This is a genomic window from Rhizobium sp. Pop5 (genome assembly GCF_024721175.1).
Lineage (GTDB): Bacteria > Pseudomonadota > Alphaproteobacteria > Rhizobiales > Rhizobiaceae > Rhizobium.
This window is the reverse complement of record NZ_CP099398.1, coordinates 190059-205884: the sequence shown is the minus strand read 5'-3', so window position 1 is coordinate 205884 and position 15826 is coordinate 190059. Positions and strand designations below refer to the sequence as shown.

Below are 15826 nucleotides of genomic sequence, written 5' to 3'. Positions count from 1 at the left end.
GTCCGGCTCGATCATGCGGGCAGAAAGGCCAGAGCGTTTCAGAACGAGCTGCGCCCTGAGATTAGCGATGAGCCGTTCCGGACTGAGCCGGCGCAGATCCTCGTTGAAGTCGCCGAACTCCGGGGCAAGCACTAGCGGCAGGATCCCCAGCGCCTGGGCGCGGTAGCTCAATCCCTCGATACGTGCCGGCCGGCCGCATCGGCGTCAGCTGCGATGTAGAGACGCCGGCAGCCATCGGGCAGTCGGAAGGCGGCAAGGTGATCGGCGGTTCAGTGCCGGCCGGCTCGAAGGGCTGGGTAGCACGCGATTAGAACTCACTTCATGCTGGCGCAGCCTCTACATTTTGACCGGCTGACTTCTAATCAACGCACCGTTGACTTCTAATTATCATGATCGTTAATTTTAATTTTTGGAGGCTGGAATGCACGTATCTTCTTTCCTGCCTTGGCGTTGAAATCCGGCCCCAGCGGCCGTAACATTTACATACTAACTATTTTGCGCTAGTAAAGTCCGCGAAGCTCATGCTACGCCTTCCTTTTACGGCTCGATCAGCCTTTGGCCAGGCAAGGGAGGAACGACGTGCGACAGTTTTTGATCGGCAACCAGGCGTTCGACGACAGTTCTCCAGAGTTTCTGCCGCAGCTCGAACGCGCTTACGAACAGAAGCTCAGGCCACTTTGCCCGTGTCGGCAACCGCCGGTGCCGATGTATATCGCCCGGATGGATGGCCAATTCCTGATCAAACGGATGCCGCTTTCAGGACGAGATCACGATCCCGGCTGCCCATCCTATGAACCGCCATATGAGCTGTCGGGTCTTGGTCCATTGATCGGCAATGCCATCCAGATCGACGCAGCGACGGGCGCGGCTGTGCTGAAACTCGATTTCTCGCTGTCGAAACGAGGGAACCGATCGGCTTCGGCCTCATCTTCGGAGCCGTCGGAAACGGTGCGAAACGATCCGAAAAAGCTGTCGCTCAAGGCCATGCTCCATTATCTCTGGGAGACAGGGGAACTGACTGAATGGACGGCGCTGTGGGCTGGGAGACGCGGCTGGGGTCGCGTCCGCAGCAGCCTGCTGAACGCAGCGCGACAGATGATTGTCCGCGGCGGTCCGCTTAGCGACATCCTGTTCGTGCCGGAAGTGTTTCATCAGGAGGACAAGGAAGGGATCTCCGCCAGGCGCGCAGCGATGTTGGCCGGAGCCCAGTTAACCGGTCCCGGTCCGCGGAAACTGATGATGACCGTCGGAGAGGTAAAGGAATTTTCCTCAGCGCGCGATGGCCAGAAGATGCTGGTGCGCCACCTGCCTTTCCCCTTCATGCTCGATGAGGGTGCGTGGAAACGGTTGAATGCCCGATATGAAACCGAACTGGAACTGTGGCGATCCAACGAGGGGTTTCATCTCATCGTCATCGCCACGTTCGGCATTTCGGGAGCGGGGATAGCTTCGGTCGAGGAAGTGGCGCTGATGGTGGTCAACGAGAACTGGATCCCGTTCGAAACCATCCATGAACAGCGTCTCCTGGAGCGGCTCTCAAGCCTGAAGCGAAGAAGCGTGAAAGGACTCCGGTTCGATCTTTCGCGCGACCAGCCGATTGCCTCCGTGACCTTACCGGAGGCAAAGCCAGCGCCGATCGCCATGTTCATCGTTCCGACGAAGGCCGACGAAGACTATGACGTTGCACTGAATGAGATGATCGCCGCGAGAGCCGAGATGACGCCGTGGATCTGGCGTGTGGCCGACGGCGAAATGCCGCGGCTGCCATGATCCACACCAGCCTCCTTGGTCAGCGACGTAGGCGCCCTAAAAGGAAGCCATCGCCCGGGCGATCTCGAATGCGTGAAGCTATATCCCGGTCAAATCGGCCCAGAGAACTCTCTGCCATTTCTGCATAGCTGCACTGCACAAAAAATGTTTTACCAAGCGGTCAAAATATGAGCATATTGCCTCCAGTTGATGCAGTCGATGGTTTTCCTCCCAGTGCCATCGTATCAGCTGTTCCCCTCTGGAGGTTATTGACCTTCACACCTTAAAGGGCCCTGGTTTTCCAGCGGCCCTATTTTTCTGCATAGTTGGTGAGGCGGCCCCTTTGCATTGCACGATCACATCGGAAGCGGAGCGCTTGCCGTTGGCGGTAACCCACGCTTCAAGTTGGCGGGTCGAGCTCGTTCGCCGCGCGCTCCTATGGCACCCGGAAATCGGAGATGGAAAGCGGAGGATATTTCAGTTATTGCAGTTATGAGCGACTTGCCCTATATACATGGTCAGAGGTGTTCGCCATGACCAGCCATGTTCTTCAATTTACCAAATTGTCGGATCGCGACCGCAAGGCCGTCGCGCCTATGCCAAATCTGGCGGAGGGCGACCAACTGGAACTACGGATTCGCCGTGAAAGTGGACAACTTCAAACCCTTTCTCTCCCAGCCTCGGCTCTCGCGCCTGTCGAAGCACTCCTCGATCATCTGTTGCGCGGCAAGCGTGTTGCCGTGCTCACGGAAGATCAGGAATTGAGCCCGACCGACGCCTCCACCATCCTCGGCATCTCACGTCCTCTCGTGGTGCTGCGCATGGATCGCGGCGATCTGCCCTTCCGCTATGTCGGCAAGCACCGCCGAGCCAAGTTGAAGGATGTTCTCTCGCTCAAGGCCAAGCTCGATGCTCGCCAGAAAAGCCTCGACGCGCTGGCCGAGGACACAGAGGATCTGATCGTCAATCATGGCCTCTAAGCCGCCTGTCGCGGTCTATGATGCCTGCGTCCTCTACCCTTTCCATTTGCGTAATGTCTTGGTCCAGTGTGCTTTCGACGGTCTCGTCGACGCACGCTGGACCGACGACATCCACGCCGAGTGGATTCGCAATCTGGCCATCGGCTCACCCGAGATACCCTTCCCCCGTCTGGAAGCGACCCGTGATCGGATCAAAAAAGTCTTGCCCGATGCCGATGTCGGCAACCGCCGAATTCTCATCCCCGACCTCTCGCTACCGGATCCGGATGATCGTCATGTTTTAGCTGCAGCCATCGCCGGAAAGGCTTCTGTGATTGTCACGTGGAATCTCAAGGATTTCCCAGCCGCGGACCTTCGGCCTCATGGGGTGACCTGCGTATCGCCAGACAATTTCCTCGTGGGCCTCCATTCCACCTTTTCGAGCGCATTGATCGACAGCATCAGGCACGCCCGGTTGAATTTACGCAAGACGGTGCCGGCGGTTCACGAATTCATTGATGCACTGGACCATCAGGGGCTCCGCGCGTTTTCAGTGGTCCTGCGTGAGAAGGCAGCACAATTGGACTGACGGTCGAGACCGACAGAATTGTTAGAGGCCCGGAAGCAACCCGTTAAGCTCGATCCGACGAAGAGCGGCCGAGGTCAGTCGTGGCGTCTCGATAGTAGATCTCGCTCACCCGAAACCGGCCGTCGATACGCTTGCATTGGATGATGATGTCGACCGCGATCGTCAACATCTCGCGGATGTCGTGCCGTTCGAGGTCCCCACCACCCTCCGACTCCTTGACCAGCAAAGTCAGCTGCTCAAAGGCGAGGCGGGCGGAGTCGGCATGGACGGTGGTGATGGAGCCAGGATGGCCGGAGTTGACATTGCGGATGTAGTAGAATGCCGTGCCGTCTCGGAGCTCCTGAAGTAGGATGCGGTCGGGCCGCATGCGCAAGCAGGATTCCAGCAGATCCTTCGCATCGACTTTAGACAATCCCTGGCCGCCTTTGGAATAGAACAGTCGAACGTGGTTGGGCTGCGGGACCACCAGTTCCGGAGTGTCTTCGATCGAAATAATCCGCTCGCTTTGCGGAATGTGGCGGATCAGCGCTTTCGATAGAGTTGTTTTTCCCGACCCGGTTGCGCCGGAGATGATGATGTTCTTTCTTGCAAACACCGCCTCCCGGAGAAACGCTTTGTAGGCGCCAATGCGATAGTATTCCAACAGCCTTTGGTCCGATCGGCTCCCGTCGCCGTCGACCCGCAAAACATCGGCGAACAATCCCCCATGATCGAGATGCTCAAGGGTCAGCGACACGGAGGACGGCTTGCGGATGGTGATGCTGACGGTTCCCCTCGTCGTTGCCGGCGGGATGACGATCTGGATCCGCTCATCATCCGGCAACGTCGCCGACAGGATCGGTCGCGTCTGGTCGATCGCCTGATTGGAAAAGCTCGCGACCGAGCGGGCGAGACGCATCAACCTGTCGAAAGAGAGTTCGGGCATCTCATAGGTCTGCCATCCCTGTCTCCCCTCCGTGACAACCTGCCCTGGCCGGTTGACGATGACCTCATAGAGGGTCTTGTCACGCAGGAAGCGTGATAGCGGCGAAAGCAGTTCGCGCACGACGCCGGCGTCGGCAGCTTCAGTCATTGCCGAACCTATTTTGTCACGAGCTTCGAGGAGGGGCTGAAATCCCCAAGGACAGCACGGTCGTAGACGCGATTGCGGGGCTCGGTCACGCGAAGCCGATAAACGCTCGAGAAGTCGAGGTCGCGTGCGACGAAGATCGAAACCAGCTCGCCCTGATGTTTCATGAGCGTCGGCGGAATGTTGATCGATTGCTCGACGGCGATCGCCGCCGCCTGCTGACCGGCGCTGGTGGTGTTTTGCGCGTCGACATCGCTGTCCTGCAGCCGGCTGCTGGCATAAGAGCTGGCATCACCGACGATCGACAGGAGCATTGCGCTGCCGAACCGCTCCCACCAATGGGTGTCCACATAACCATCGATGCCGGCCCGGCCAAGCGCATCGGTTGCCGGCGAAGCCAAAGTGATGATCACGCCTTTCGGCGTCTTCGCCCGGTTCCAGAGAACGAACAGGCGCTTTTGGCCACGGCGAAGACCGCCGCGATATTCTCCGACGATCTGCGTGCCTTTTTCCATCAGCACCACGCGGCCATTATCTGAGAGAACGTCCCGGTTGATGACGCAGCTCGTGAACCCTGGCTGATCGGAGGAGAGCGCGGTCTCGAGAACGCAAGGAATGGATGTCCCCATTGCGACAATGAAATCGCGGTTGCCCAACGTGCCGGCACGCGATCCCTGCAATTGCGTCGGCGTCAGCAAGCGGAAGCGCTGGTCTTCGTTTTCACCCTGCGAGCCGAGGCCTGCTTGATTGTTGCCGAACGGCACATAATTCGAAGCCTGATCCGCCGCCGCATCCTGATCCTGCCGCCGCGTGGCCGGCGATTTCTCGCTGCCATAGGCGATGACCGGCGCACGGCGGGCAGCGTCGAGCAGCTTGTCATCGTCGGTCGGCGCCCGCTCGGCGGCGACAGGCGTCGGGAGTTGGACTGCTGGCGGCGGCACCACTGGTTGGACCGGCTCCTTCGCCGGTTCGAAATCCGATGTCTGCCGGATGACAACCCGCTCCGGCTGGGCACCGTCTGACGGTTTGTCCTGCCCTCGCATCGACCAGAGAGCGAAGGCGACAAAGACGACGATCGCCAAGGCGACAACGCCGCGTTTGAGGATCGGGTTATTGTCGAGCCGGCCACCGGCCGACGTCTCGGCGCGCTCGCCCGGAATCTGGGTCATCTCTTCCTCGGCCATGTCACCTCCTATTGCGCCGCGCCGGGCGGCACTTTGACGACGCGCTCGACCGATGGTGACGTCGTGTTAGTCTCGGGATTGGTGCCGACGCGATCGTAGGCTTCGTTGAAGACGCAAAGCACGTCGCCGCCACGGCGCAGTATGAACTTGCGGCTGATCGCGTGAACGAGGACGAGATTGCCGTCGACTGACTTCGGAACCAGGCTTTCGCTGCCGTCGGAATTTTCCGTATAGATCGCCGGCATTTCCTGGTTGCCGGCAAAGGCGAAGGTGGTGACCTTGCCGTTGTCATAGACCGCTTGCGGTTCGAGCGCCTGGGACCCTTGCGCCGAATAACGCCAGTTGCGCGGTCCATAAGCTTCGTGAAGGGCAAGCACGCGATCGGCCTCGCCGGCCTGTGCCGCCTGCGCGCGCGCAGCTGCTTCCTGGCGCCGCCGCTCCGCCTCATCAGCGGGATAGCGATATTTCACATAGAAATAGGTGTTCTGACCGGCTTCGACGCTGCCGTCGCGGACGGTGAGTTCCATCTGATAGCTGCGGGTCGAGCCGTCCCGTCGTGTCGTCACGACCGAGATATTCGTCACCGGCTGATTTTCCCTGGGCTTCAGGAACAGGATGTTGCCGGCCGGCGCCACTTCCCAAGCAACGCTGTTGCCAAGCGCCACATGAGCGATTTCCTCGTCGGCGGCGAATTCGATTTGCACCGAAGACCGCAGCGTGCCGACGACTTTGGTGATGTTATAGGGCTGGTAGTCGACGAAACGGATGCGGCTGTCCTGCGTGGCGCCGCGCGGCGTCTCGAGGGCGAGCGCTGCAGACGAAAACCCGGTGGCCAGGATGAGCGGAAGGAGAAAGTGCGGTCTCAATTGATGGTCTCCGGATCGGCGCGATATTCGCTGACGACGAAGCCGAGCGGATTGGTCAGCCGGTCGGTCGAGGACATCGGAGCGTTGGCATAGGAGAAGGTCAGGGTCGCAACCCAGTGCGTGGTGCGCACCTCGTCACCGCGGGTCACGGTCCTCATATAGCGGACGGATGCCACATTGGCGTTGATCAGCGAGATGGAAACAATGTTGATCCGCGACGTGGCGCTGCGGCCATAAATGTTTTGCGGGGAATCGGGATTGCTGCCGCGGTAGACTGCGGCAAATCGAGTCTGTTCCGGCTGCGTCGACAGCAAGGCGACGGTGCGGAAATTCTCCTCGCCCTCGCTCCAGACGTAGCCCTCGCGGGCGCGGACATATTTGGCCGCGAAATATTTGGTGACGGCCTCGTCGTAGGTGCCGGCGGTGGATGTCAGCGCCGAGACCACATCGACGATGCCGGTGGAATTATCGACCCGCACGACGAAGGGCTCGACGGTTTTCAAAGGAGTGAGGCCGGCAACGGCAAAGACGGAAACGGCAGCAAGCGTGCCGGCGCAAGCAGCGACGAACCAAGCGATGCGGGCGGAACGCTCGACCTGGATCATCCGGTCCTGATCGAACCGGCGGGCTTTGTCGAAGTAACTTTTGAGGTTATTCGTGGTCACCATGTCACTCGCCCTCGCATGGACGGTAGGAGCCCGCGACATCGAAATGCCCGAAAGCGGCCGGTGTGCCTGAAGATGGTTCCGACACATAGGAGGCAGCGTGGCTTGTCGGTTCAGCGGGAACGCCCCGCGTCGCCGGCTGCTCGCCTCCACTGTCCTGCCATTGCCACATGGCGCGGTTCAGCGGCCGGCGGGAATAACCATCACATTTCGGCAGCGGGTGGGACATCGAACCGCAGCCTACGAGACCAGCGGTCAGAAAAAGCGATAAAACGATTCGGAGCATCCAAAAAACCTGTTCAATTATCTGAAGCATTGGTGGCCGTCATTCGGTCCGGCCTGGAGTCAGGCGGCGGCCGACGGAACGCGCGCCGCGGCCGACCGCTCTGACTGTGTGGGATGTCGCCCAGGCGAGCGTGCTTTCATGCGCATCGCGGGCGGCGCCGTAGCCGTAGGTGAGCGACGCCCCGCCCGCCGCGAGAGCTGAAGCGATGCCGGGCAGTTGGTAGAAGACGTAGAGTGCGGCAACGCAAATGGCGCAGAGCGCGATCGGCCGCATAAGCACGTCACTATAGCTTTCGATCGCCGTAAACGTCGTGTCGATGCAGGTGATCAGCAGCGAGCCGATCGCCACCACCAGCACCTGCAGGATGACGAAGTTGGCGAGTTGGCCGATCCAGGATTCCGTGAATCGGCGGGTCGACTGGAACATGGCGAGCGCGATGAAGATCGGACCTATTGCCAGCACGATGGCAAGCGCCAGCCGGGCATAGAGCGAAACTATATAACCGATCGCCGCGACAAGAAAACTTGCGCCGATAACCAGCAGGCCGCCCACGCCGGTGACGATATCGATAGGCCACGAGCCCCGCGACCATATCTCTTTGGCGCACCTCTGGCCCTTATCTAGACCGTATGTTCGTGGGGTGAAGGTGGCCCGCCCCCGCGCTAAGCTGAATTCGGGGATTGCTCTGGATAGGCCGGAGCCGAGCCCCACGCTTAAGCGAGGGCGAACCATGGAAGAGAATAGCGTAACTTTCATCGGCTTGGATACGTCGAAGCTGAAGATTTCAGTGGCGGTTGCGGATGGAGAGCGCAACGGCGAGGTGCGGTTTTTCGGCGACATCTCCTCGGAGCCGGCGTCGGTGGCATCGATGGTCAACAAGCTTTCCAAGCGTGGAGCCAAGCTTCATTTCTGCTATGAGGCAGGTCCGACCGGTTACGGTCTTTACCGGCAGATTGTCGAACTGGGGCATGACTGCGTGGTGGTGGCGCCGTCGCTGGTGCCCAAGCGAGTGGGCGACCGGGTGAAGACCAACCGCCGGGATGCCGTCAGCCTGGCGCGCCTGCACCGCGCGGGCGAGTTGACCGCGGTCTGGGTTCCGGATGAAGCTCATGAGGCGATCCGCGACCTGGTGCGGGCGCGCGAGGCTGCCAACGGCGCGTTGAAGCAGGCACGCCAGCAACTCCAGTCTTTTCTCCTGCGCCACGGCCGGATTTATACCGGTCGCACCCCATGGACGCGCGCCCATACAAGATGGCTGGCACGCCAGACCTTCGATCACCCCGCCCACCACATCCTGTTGGCGGAATATTGCCAAGCCATCGAAGATGCCGGCGTACGCCTGGACCGGCTGACCGAGTTGGTGGTGGAGACTGCAGCATCCTGGTCGATGGCCCCGGTTGTGGCCGCCTACCAATCGATGCGCGGCGTTGCATTCATGACGGCGGTTACCTTTGTCGTCGAAATCGGCGATGTCAGGCGCTTTGACAATCCTCGTCAGCTGATGGCCTATCTCGGTCTCGTGCCATCGGAGAGCTCAACCGGCGCACGGATCAAGCGGGGCGGGATCACCAAGGCGGGCAACGCAAGGGTGCGTCGGGTCCTCATCGAAGGCGCCTGGACGTATCGCTTCCCCGCACGTGTAAGTCCGAAGATCCAGACCCGGCTAGAGGGATTACCGAGGACAGTTCGAGAGATTGCCTGGAAAGGCCAAGTGAGGCTTTGCGCGCGGTATCGCAAGCTGATGGCGGCAGGCAAGCCGAAGGTCATCACAGTCACTGCCATTGCTCGGGAAATGGCAGCATTCCTGTGGGCGATCGGGCAGGAGGTCGCACCCACGGCAAAAGGCTAGACCTCATCGGTCAGCTTGAAGAGCAACGCTTTAGTGGAAACATAAAGGTCATCTGCTGTTGGACAAAGATGGAGGCAGGGCTCCGGTGGGGAATCCTCGCGCCTACTATGTGGCGGACACCGTCCATGCCCGATCCTAGATCGAGGTAGCCCCAGACGAACAAACGGAAATGCGGTATCCAACCCGCGCATAAGAGTATGCCAGCCGTCGTCAAAACGCCCTGTCTCCTCCTTTGTTCAACAGCTTCACACTGGTCCCTCCGTCGTCAAAGTCGGAAAGGAAAATCATGACCAAAAAGCTTGCAAATGAACATAAGAGCAGGCTGTCGAATGTGGAGGCGCTCGGCGCCGCGCCGGAGTTCAGCGCCTGCGAGATTTCGCGCGGCAGCGCATCGAAAAAGATATTGGTGACGTAGGTTTGATACTCGCCGGCATTCCTCACCAGCATGACGATGATGGCGAGCTTCATCGCTCGGAAAGCGAATTCGAGGATCGGTTCCTGCACGGAGCCGCGCAGAACGAGATAACCGTAGAGCACGACATAAAGTGTAAGTGCGGCCGTCAGCGGGCCGCTGACCCAGCTGGCGATATTGGAGGTGCCCGACGAAATGAAGTTCTCGAGCGGTGCCTTGAACTGCCCGTCGACGAAGCTGAAGACCTGATACATCGTCAGCCTCCCAACGATTTGCCCATCCGCTCCAGCCGCAGCTTGCCGTCGGCCGCCTCGGCGTTGCGGCAATTGGGCGTATCACGGAGTTCTCCGGGATTGTTACGGCATTCGCCGATGATTTTCGCGAGCAGAGCATCGTCCGCCATGAACTCATCGACCGTGTAAATCTTCTCCGCCTGCGGGGAGCAGGCCGCCAGAAAAAGCATTGCCGCGCTAAAAAGAAGCCACTTCATTTGAGCGCCGCTCCCATCGTGTCCATGCGCTTGCGCCAGTCCTCGGCCTTCCGTTGGTCATCGACCTGCACCTGGGCCTGCTGGACCATCTGCAGGCCCTGCATGCGCAAGACGTCGGTTTGCAAGAAGGCGGTTTCGGCCTGGAGGCGGGCCTGCAGATCGGCGATGTCCTTGGCGTCGGCAGCACTTGAGATTTTCTGGCGAAGCTCATCGATGCCGTCGATGCGCTTGGTCGCCGCATCGTAGATCTGCTGGCCGAGGCTCATCTGGCCGGCGTTCTGGTTCTGGATGCGCGACAGTTCCTGCGCATAGAAATCATCGGCATCGGTGCGATAGCTGGAGTTGTCCTGAAGGAATTTCGAGGCGGAACTGCCGAAGACGCCGCTGCCAGACCCTTTGAACAGCCCCTCGATCGCGTTGAAATCCTGCGGCAGCGCCTTGCGGATCGACGGATCGTTCAGCAGGTTGGCGACATCAGCCATGTTGGTGATCTTGTTCAGCGATCCGTAGAGCTGTTGGGCCTGCTGCAGCTGCTGGTTCAAGGTGTCGAGCTGGGACTTGAGCTGCGTGATGCTCTCAATCTGCTTGGCGATCGAGGTCTGATCGATGACCGGGATACCCTGGGCATAGGTCAGCACCGCTGAAGCCACAAAGGCGGCCGATGCAAGCAACGGCCTCAATCTGCCTGTATGGATCATGCTGTCCTCCTTTTCTGGTGAAACACGGCAAGCCAGTCCTCCGGTCCCTCGCCGATCTCAGATCGGATCGTGTCGGCCAGTTCCACATTGGCCGCCCGGCCGGAGAGGATGGCGAGCTCGTCGTCGAAACCGTTGAGGTTCAGTTCGGCGACAACACTGTTGTGCCCTTGTTTGACGATGAACCGGCGGCTCTCGACGGACAGCTCGCGCGAGACGAGCTCGAATTCGCGCTCGGTCAGCTTGAATCCGTCGACATAGTCGGCCCGGTCGCCGCGTGGGTTCGGGAGGAAGATCTGTGTCGGGCACTGCTCAATGATCGTGTGGGCGATCGGCGAGACAATGGCGTCGCGCGGGCTCTGGGTCGCAAACAGCATGAGACCGTTCTGCTTGCGGATCGTCTTGAGCTTGTTCTGGGCGAGATCGCGAAAGCCTTCGTCCTGTAGCGCCTTCCAGAACTCGTCGATGACGATGATGATGCGACGCCCGTCGATCAGCTGCTCGATGCGATAGAACAGGTAAGCCATCAACGGTGTGCGGATCTCCTCGTTGTCGAGGAAATCGGTCATGTCGTAGCCGATGAACCTGGCGCCGATGCCGATACCGTCGGCTTCGTTGTCGAAGACCCAACCAAGCGGCCCGCCCCTCTCCCAGCGTCGCAGACGTGCGGCAATGCCCTCGGGATCGGTGTTATTGAGGAAGGTGCGCAGGGCGCCGATGGAGCGACGCTCCACCGGCAAGTCCGCCACCCCGTCGATCGCCGAGGCGATGTCGCGCAACTCGGTGATCGATAGTTCGCCAGATCCGGATCGGACCAGCTTGGCGATCCAACCGGTGAGGAATACTTTGTTTTCCGCCGTGAATTCCAGTGCTTTCAACGGCGCGCAGCCGGTGGAGACACCATTCCTCAGCGGTAGATAAGTACCGCCGGCTGCACGGACGAAGAGATCCGCGCCGCGGTCCTTGTCGAAGAAGACCATATGCGGATCGTGCTTTTCGAGCTGCGACAGCATGAAGTTCAACAGCACCGTCTTGCCCGTACCCGACGGGCCGCAGACGAAAGTGTTGCCGAGGTCGCCGTGGTGAAAGTTAAAATAGAAGGGTGAGCCAGACGCGGTCTTGAGCATGGCGACCGCCGGTCCCCACTCGTTGCCGTCCTTCTTGCCCGCCGGATAGGAATGATAGGGCGCCAGGGCTGCGAAGTTACGGGAGGTGATCGCTCCCGAGCGCGCCCGATAGCGGAAATTGCCCGGTAATTGCGCCCACCAGGCAGCCTCGAGCCCGAGATCCTCGCGGGCGACAACCGCGCCGCCACTGGTGAGGTAGGCGCGCGCCTTCGCCATGTGATCGGTCAGTTCCTTGACCGAGGGCGCGAAGACGGCAAGCGCAAGGTGATGTTCCCCGAGAACGAAGCGATTGGATTCAAGATCGTCGATCGCCTCGCCGAGTTCGGCGATCTGCGAGGCCGCCTTGTCGCCGGCGCTGACCATCTGATTCTGCTTGCGGCCCATGATCGTTCGGGCATCGGCCTTCGAGGCGAAGGCGAAGGACTGCGTCAGGATGAGCTCGAAAGGTGCGGTCAGGACTGCGTCGAGCATGCCGCTGCGCGTCGTCGCCGGATATTCCTTGAAGCCGAACATTCCGGCATAGCGGCTGTCGGCCTCGTGACGGATCTCGACGGTTTCGCGCCCGAAAATGACCCGGTCGGAATAGATCGCCGAAGAAATTCGTCCTTCCGTCAACGGGATCGGTTCCCGCCGGCCACCGACGATCTGGTGGAGAACTTCGCTCGGCTCGGAGAACAGGATCCCGTCATGTTCGTGGAGGGTGAGCAGCCGCGGCTCGAAGCGCTGCAGGCCGGCGACGACATCCGCCACGCGGTCACGCAGATGCTTCAGAGCCTGCCCGTCGAGCTCGGTATCGGATCGGCGCGCCTTGCTGAGTCGAGAGAGAAGCCTGGCCGCCTTTTCGGCAGGATCCCGGCCGGGATGCCAGACAAGGGTGAGGTAGAGATCGTTGCGAAACAGGTCTTCGCGCACCATCCGTTCGCGATATCTTGCGTTCAAACCGTTGGAGAACGGATTGGCGAAGCGTCCCTCGGGATAGGCATTGTCACGGCGGCGCACGACATGCGTCCAGAGCGCCAGCCGCTCGTCGGCGATATTGCGATAGAGCGTGTTCAGGCTGCGGTGCAGGCCGTTGAGGTCCCTGACGTCTGATGTCTCGAAAGAAACGCCGTCGAGAGCGATCATCGTCATCAACGCTCGGGATTCGAGCGCAATGGTTGTCTCGTCGACATGCCTGACATAAGGAATGAAGGTCTCCGGCCCGAGCTCGCGCGACCGGAGCGTCGCAATGTTAGACAAAGCTGAGATCCCTTTCGTCATAACGCCGGGTGAGCGTCAGAGGCGAGAGCGTGGCGCCGCCCCAATAGGCGACGTTGCGGGAGCGGCCACGGGTTTCGACCCACGCAATCAGGATCCGAAACATATTGTGGTCGTGCTTGACGAGCGCGCGAAACAGGACATGGAAGACGATCCCGACCAGCGCGTAGGCGATTGATCCCGCGGTGATGTAAAGGATGGTCGTCAGCATGATGTTGACGCCCATCGCCTCCATCGTCACGCCGGCGATCATTGCCGGGCGCGTGCAGGCGAGAAACAGCGTATCGTCTTCAAGGCTCGGAATGATCGTCATGACACGCTCAGCTGCCGACGATGGTGTTGACCAGCTCGGTGGCGCCGAAAATCCCGCCGATCCCGATGATCCAGAAGCCGGCGCGCCTGAGGTCCATGTAACCGAACATCCAGGCGATGCAGATGATGATGACGGCGATAACGGCCAGCAGACGGGCGATATTGCCGGTCAGCATGTCGACGATATTCTGCAGCACGGTTTCGATGCCGGCGGCCTGGGCGAAGGCTGGCTCGACCAGGCAGATGACAATGGCGGCCGCCATGAGCGTGGATGCGGCAAGGAGGCGAAGTCTGGTTTTGGAGATCATTCGCTTAGCTCCGATCGATCATTCTGGAAAACGAGAACCGAGGATTGCCGCCCTGAGCTGAACACGTCCCAGGATGCTGCCTCGACGGTTTGGGTGGGTTGTAAAGGCGGTTCGCGAAGTGCTGGTATCACCTCATCCTGTGGCTGCCCGCCAGACCCGGCCTGGTCACCTCGTTCGCCAATGGTGAGCGAGGCAAGCGTCGGCGATAACTGCTTTGCTTCCTGGCGTACCTGCTCGTCATATTTGACTATGGCGCCGATGGATGGATCATCGCGGCCATAATAGGACTGGAGCATCACCCTTTCGGCCTGAGCCGGATCCCCCGCGCGTAGTGCGGCGCGGTAGTATCCGTCGAGAAGCGTAGCCGTGGCCTTGAGGTTCATGCAGGGATCGAAGGCGTCGGCGACAGAGAGCTTCAGTTTCTGAAGCTGCTCGATCCCGATACCGCCAAGGCCGATCTGGATATCCTGATGATCGGCGATCAGAGACGTGGCGACCTCGATCGCCTCCGCCTTCGATGCGGGTTGGGCGGCAAGCGGCGGACCGCTGTTGATGCGAATGGCAAACGGCTGAAACCGGCTCTCAAGGCTGACAATGCCGGCAAGCGTCTCAACCTGAACCATCGGCGCGCAGGTTTGCGCAATGTCAACGAATGCCGCGGCCATGGATCAATACCAGACGCGCTGTTTACCGGCGCCGTCGATGGTAACGTCGATATAATGCGGCTGCGATCGCACATTGGGGCGCACTATCGGATAGCCCATGCACTGGCGGTGCCCGTCCACGCGCTGCCAATGTGGCGACAGGACCGAATTGTCGCGGGAAGTATAGTCGTTCCCATCCCAGCAGAGGCTGTTGCTCACCGGCTGCGGCGATGTCGACACGCAGGTTGCTTGCCGACCGCCGCGACCGCTATCAGTCGTGAGCTTGTACCCCGCATCGCAATAATAGGGTTCAAAGCCCGGCCGCGAACTCTGAAAACCGACGCCGCTACAGGTCGGGAATGAGTGCCCCTCGGCAAGCTCCCGCCACAGCTTCTGGATCGGCGGCCGGCATTCGGCATATTGGGTTGGCCCGCCGGGATTGGAAAGGCATAGGATAACCTGGCATCCCCATTCTTCGGCCCGCGCATTATCGCCGGAAATGAGATAGGGTGGCACCGTGCAGCAGATGGCAAGCAGTGAATTCAGCAGAAGGCTTTTCATGGACAGGACCCTTCGAGACGACGACGCCCTTTTTGCATTCGGGGAGGTCAACTTTGACTGCCCGTGCTTATACTGACTTATATAACACAGTTAAATCACATGACAAGCGCGATTAAAACTCAATGGCACAACCTTGCGTTTTCCGGCCTCATTCTCCATGAGATTCTTGACCATCCGCTGGAGGACGAGACGCCGCAGGCGCGGCTGAAGCAGATCGGCATGATGACGATCCTCTATACGATGACTCAGGCCCATCAGAAGCTAACCCTCTCTAATATAATTGAGATTACCGAGCTAACACGCAGCGGTGTGAAGGAGACGGTCGACCTTTTGGTAAAGCGGGGAATGCTGGTGGAGACGATGGGGAAGAACGCCATGGGCCGGGGGACGGCGCGGCAATTCGAGATCTCTCAGGACCTCCTGAGCAAGCTGAGCTCTTTCCGCGTCAGCCAGGAGGCGGGGTTAAACTGACTGATCTTCGGCTTTAATGGAGTGAGATGCGAATCATCCGCCAGCCCGATCGCATGGCTGCCGGTAGTCATCAGGGACGATCAGGCAACCCGTCCGCAGGCGGGTTGCAATCAAACAATGAAGAGTATCGGAGAAATCAGCATAGCGGCGCCGTGAGGCGGATTTCGGGAATTCTCGCCACGCTAAGGGCGGAACAAGGGCAGCCGCAGGAGCCTCAGCATAGCGGCCGTCAAGGGAGGCGGGACCGACTGCCCCCGCCCGTGCGTTCCCTATCTCCGTCGCCGCTCAGCATATGGAGCGCGTTGCGCACCGGCGAACTCGGCTGAAACATGA

Annotated in this window: 17 protein-coding genes and 3 pseudogenes; 5 read left to right on the top strand and 15 right to left on the bottom strand. The window is 60.1% G+C overall.

Annotated features, from left to right (window positions below):
- Positions 1–11: 11 nt before the first annotated feature.
- Positions 12–269 (bottom strand): annotated as a pseudogene (locus tag NE852_RS01010) (toprim domain-containing protein); the annotation flags it as partial.
- A 310-nt stretch (positions 270–579) separates the two neighbouring features.
- On the opposite strand from NE852_RS01010, the gene NE852_RS01005 reads away from it, so the two are divergent.
- The 3 genes from NE852_RS01005 to NE852_RS00995 all read left to right on the top strand — a co-directional run bounded on the left by NE852_RS01005 (position 580) and on the right by NE852_RS00995 (position 3297).
- A complete protein-coding gene (locus tag NE852_RS01005; RefSeq protein ID WP_037146978.1) occupies positions 580–1770 on the top strand; it encodes a DUF1173 domain-containing protein in 1191 nt (396 codons plus the stop codon).
- A 437-nt stretch (positions 1771–2207) separates the two neighbouring features.
- Entirely contained in the window at positions 2208–2729 is a 522-nt protein-coding gene (locus NE852_RS01000; protein ID WP_008536011.1) for an excisionase, read from the top strand.
- A complete protein-coding gene (locus tag NE852_RS00995) occupies positions 2719–3297 on the top strand; it encodes a PIN domain-containing protein (RefSeq protein WP_008536010.1) in 579 nt (192 codons plus the stop codon). Before NE852_RS01000 ends, NE852_RS00995 begins: the two co-directional genes overlap by 11 nt.
- Before the next feature lie 43 nt (positions 3298–3340).
- Here NE852_RS00995 and virB11 read toward each other — a convergent pair whose 3' ends face one another.
- The 6 genes and pseudogenes from virB11 to NE852_RS00965 all read right to left on the bottom strand — a co-directional run.
- A complete protein-coding gene (gene virB11, locus NE852_RS00990; RefSeq protein ID WP_258155645.1) occupies positions 3341–4369 on the bottom strand; it encodes a P-type DNA transfer ATPase VirB11 in 1029 nt (342 codons plus the stop codon).
- An 8-nt stretch (positions 4370–4377) separates the two neighbouring features.
- Positions 4378–5550, bottom strand: coding sequence for a type IV secretion system protein VirB10 (virB10, locus tag NE852_RS00985; RefSeq protein WP_037146971.1), 1173 nt, complete (start codon positions 5548–5550; stop codon positions 4378–4380).
- 8 nt (positions 5551–5558) lie between these two features.
- Positions 5559–6416 (bottom strand): P-type conjugative transfer protein VirB9, encoded by an 858-nt coding sequence (gene virB9 / locus NE852_RS00980; RefSeq protein ID WP_037146970.1) that lies wholly within the window; start codon positions 6414–6416, stop codon positions 5559–5561.
- Positions 6413–7084 carry a virB8 family protein gene (locus NE852_RS00975; protein ID WP_008535994.1) on the bottom strand — a complete coding sequence of 224 codons (672 nt, stop codon included), beginning with the start codon at positions 7082–7084 and terminating at the stop codon, positions 6413–6415. The genes virB9 and NE852_RS00975 overlap by 4 nt, the downstream gene beginning before the upstream one ends.
- A gap of 1 nt (position 7085) precedes the next feature.
- The gene (locus tag NE852_RS00970) at positions 7086–7367 is read right to left on the bottom strand and encodes a hypothetical protein (protein ID WP_080712063.1); all 282 of its coding nucleotides are present in this window, start codon (positions 7365–7367) and stop codon (positions 7086–7088) included.
- A 39-nt stretch (positions 7368–7406) separates the two neighbouring features.
- Positions 7407–7991 (bottom strand): annotated as a pseudogene (locus NE852_RS00965) (type IV secretion system protein); the annotation flags it as partial.
- A 106-nt stretch (positions 7992–8097) separates the two neighbouring features.
- On the opposite strand from NE852_RS00965, the gene NE852_RS00960 reads away from it, so the two are divergent.
- Positions 8098–9216, top strand: a complete 1119-nt coding sequence (locus NE852_RS00960) for an IS110 family transposase (RefSeq protein ID WP_008536701.1) — start codon at positions 8098–8100, stop codon at positions 9214–9216.
- A 315-nt stretch (positions 9217–9531) separates the two neighbouring features.
- Here the strand turns inward: NE852_RS00960 and NE852_RS00955 are convergent.
- From NE852_RS00955 to NE852_RS00920, 8 genes and pseudogenes are all read right to left on the bottom strand, one after another.
- Positions 9532–9882, bottom strand: a pseudogene (locus tag NE852_RS00955) (type IV secretion system protein); the annotation flags it as partial.
- 2 nt (positions 9883–9884) lie between these two features.
- Complete coding sequence (locus NE852_RS00950) at positions 9885–10118, bottom strand: EexN family lipoprotein (RefSeq protein WP_008537008.1); 234 nt, start codon at positions 10116–10118, stop codon at positions 9885–9887.
- On the bottom strand, positions 10115–10816 hold the full coding sequence (gene virB5, locus NE852_RS00945; RefSeq protein ID WP_258155644.1) for a P-type DNA transfer protein VirB5: 702 nt from the start codon (positions 10814–10816) through the stop codon (positions 10115–10117). The genes NE852_RS00950 and virB5 overlap by 4 nt, the downstream gene beginning before the upstream one ends.
- Complete coding sequence (locus NE852_RS00940) at positions 10813–13179, bottom strand: VirB4 family type IV secretion/conjugal transfer ATPase (protein WP_258155643.1); 2367 nt, start codon at positions 13177–13179, stop codon at positions 10813–10815. Before NE852_RS00940 ends, virB5 begins: the two co-directional genes overlap by 4 nt.
- Positions 13172–13510 (bottom strand): type IV secretion system protein VirB3, encoded by a 339-nt coding sequence (locus NE852_RS00935; protein WP_008535988.1) that lies wholly within the window; start codon positions 13508–13510, stop codon positions 13172–13174. Before NE852_RS00935 ends, NE852_RS00940 begins: the two co-directional genes overlap by 8 nt.
- A gap of 7 nt (positions 13511–13517) precedes the next feature.
- Positions 13518–13817: a TrbC/VirB2 family protein gene (locus NE852_RS00930; RefSeq protein WP_008535987.1), complete on the bottom strand. Its 300-nt coding sequence runs from the start codon at positions 13815–13817 to the stop codon at positions 13518–13520.
- Positions 13814–14482 (bottom strand): transglycosylase SLT domain-containing protein, encoded by a 669-nt coding sequence (locus NE852_RS00925; protein WP_258155642.1) that lies wholly within the window; start codon positions 14480–14482, stop codon positions 13814–13816. Before NE852_RS00925 ends, NE852_RS00930 begins: the two co-directional genes overlap by 4 nt.
- A gap of 3 nt (positions 14483–14485) precedes the next feature.
- Positions 14486–15022 (bottom strand): hypothetical protein, encoded by a 537-nt coding sequence (locus tag NE852_RS00920; protein WP_258155641.1) that lies wholly within the window; start codon positions 15020–15022, stop codon positions 14486–14488.
- A gap of 99 nt (positions 15023–15121) precedes the next feature.
- On the opposite strand from NE852_RS00920, the gene NE852_RS00915 reads away from it, so the two are divergent.
- Entirely contained in the window at positions 15122–15493 is a 372-nt protein-coding gene (locus tag NE852_RS00915) for a MarR family transcriptional regulator (RefSeq protein WP_258155640.1), read from the top strand.
- Positions 15494–15826 lie beyond the last annotated feature (333 nt).

What these genes read in the sequence shown, in the direction of transcription:
- NE852_RS01000 (WP_008536011.1), top strand. Translation starts at nt 2,208, where the DNA reads ATGGAAAGCGGAGGATATTTCAGTTATTGCAGTTATGAGCGACTTGCC.
- NE852_RS00995 (WP_008536010.1), top strand. Translation starts at nt 2,719, where the DNA reads ATGGCCTCTAAGCCGCCTGTCGCGGTCTATGATGCCTGCGTCCTCTAC.
- virB11 (WP_258155645.1), bottom strand. Translation starts at nt 4,369, where the DNA reads ATGACTGAAGCTGCCGACGCCGGCGTCGTGCGCGAACTGCTTTCGCCG.
- virB10 (WP_037146971.1), bottom strand. Translation starts at nt 5,550, where the DNA reads ATGGCCGAGGAAGAGATGACCCAGATTCCGGGCGAGCGCGCCGAGACG.
- NE852_RS00975 (WP_008535994.1), bottom strand. Translation starts at nt 7,084, where the DNA reads ATGGTGACCACGAATAACCTCAAAAGTTACTTCGACAAAGCCCGCCGG.
- NE852_RS00970 (WP_080712063.1), bottom strand. Translation starts at nt 7,367, where the DNA reads ATGCTCCGAATCGTTTTATCGCTTTTTCTGACCGCTGGTCTCGTAGGC.
- NE852_RS00960 (WP_008536701.1), top strand. Translation starts at nt 8,098, where the DNA reads ATGGAAGAGAATAGCGTAACTTTCATCGGCTTGGATACGTCGAAGCTG.
- NE852_RS00950 (WP_008537008.1), bottom strand. Translation starts at nt 10,118, where the DNA reads ATGAAGTGGCTTCTTTTTAGCGCGGCAATGCTTTTTCTGGCGGCCTGC.
- virB5 (WP_258155644.1), bottom strand. Translation starts at nt 10,816, where the DNA reads ATGATCCATACAGGCAGATTGAGGCCGTTGCTTGCATCGGCCGCCTTT.
- NE852_RS00935 (WP_008535988.1), bottom strand. Translation starts at nt 13,510, where the DNA reads ATGACGATCATTCCGAGCCTTGAAGACGATACGCTGTTTCTCGCCTGC.
- NE852_RS00930 (WP_008535987.1), bottom strand. Translation starts at nt 13,817, where the DNA reads ATGATCTCCAAAACCAGACTTCGCCTCCTTGCCGCATCCACGCTCATG.
- NE852_RS00925 (WP_258155642.1), bottom strand. Translation starts at nt 14,482, where the DNA reads ATGGCCGCGGCATTCGTTGACATTGCGCAAACCTGCGCGCCGATGGTT.
- NE852_RS00920 (WP_258155641.1), bottom strand. Translation starts at nt 15,022, where the DNA reads ATGAAAAGCCTTCTGCTGAATTCACTGCTTGCCATCTGCTGCACGGTG.
- NE852_RS00915 (WP_258155640.1), top strand. Translation starts at nt 15,122, where the DNA reads ATGACAAGCGCGATTAAAACTCAATGGCACAACCTTGCGTTTTCCGGC.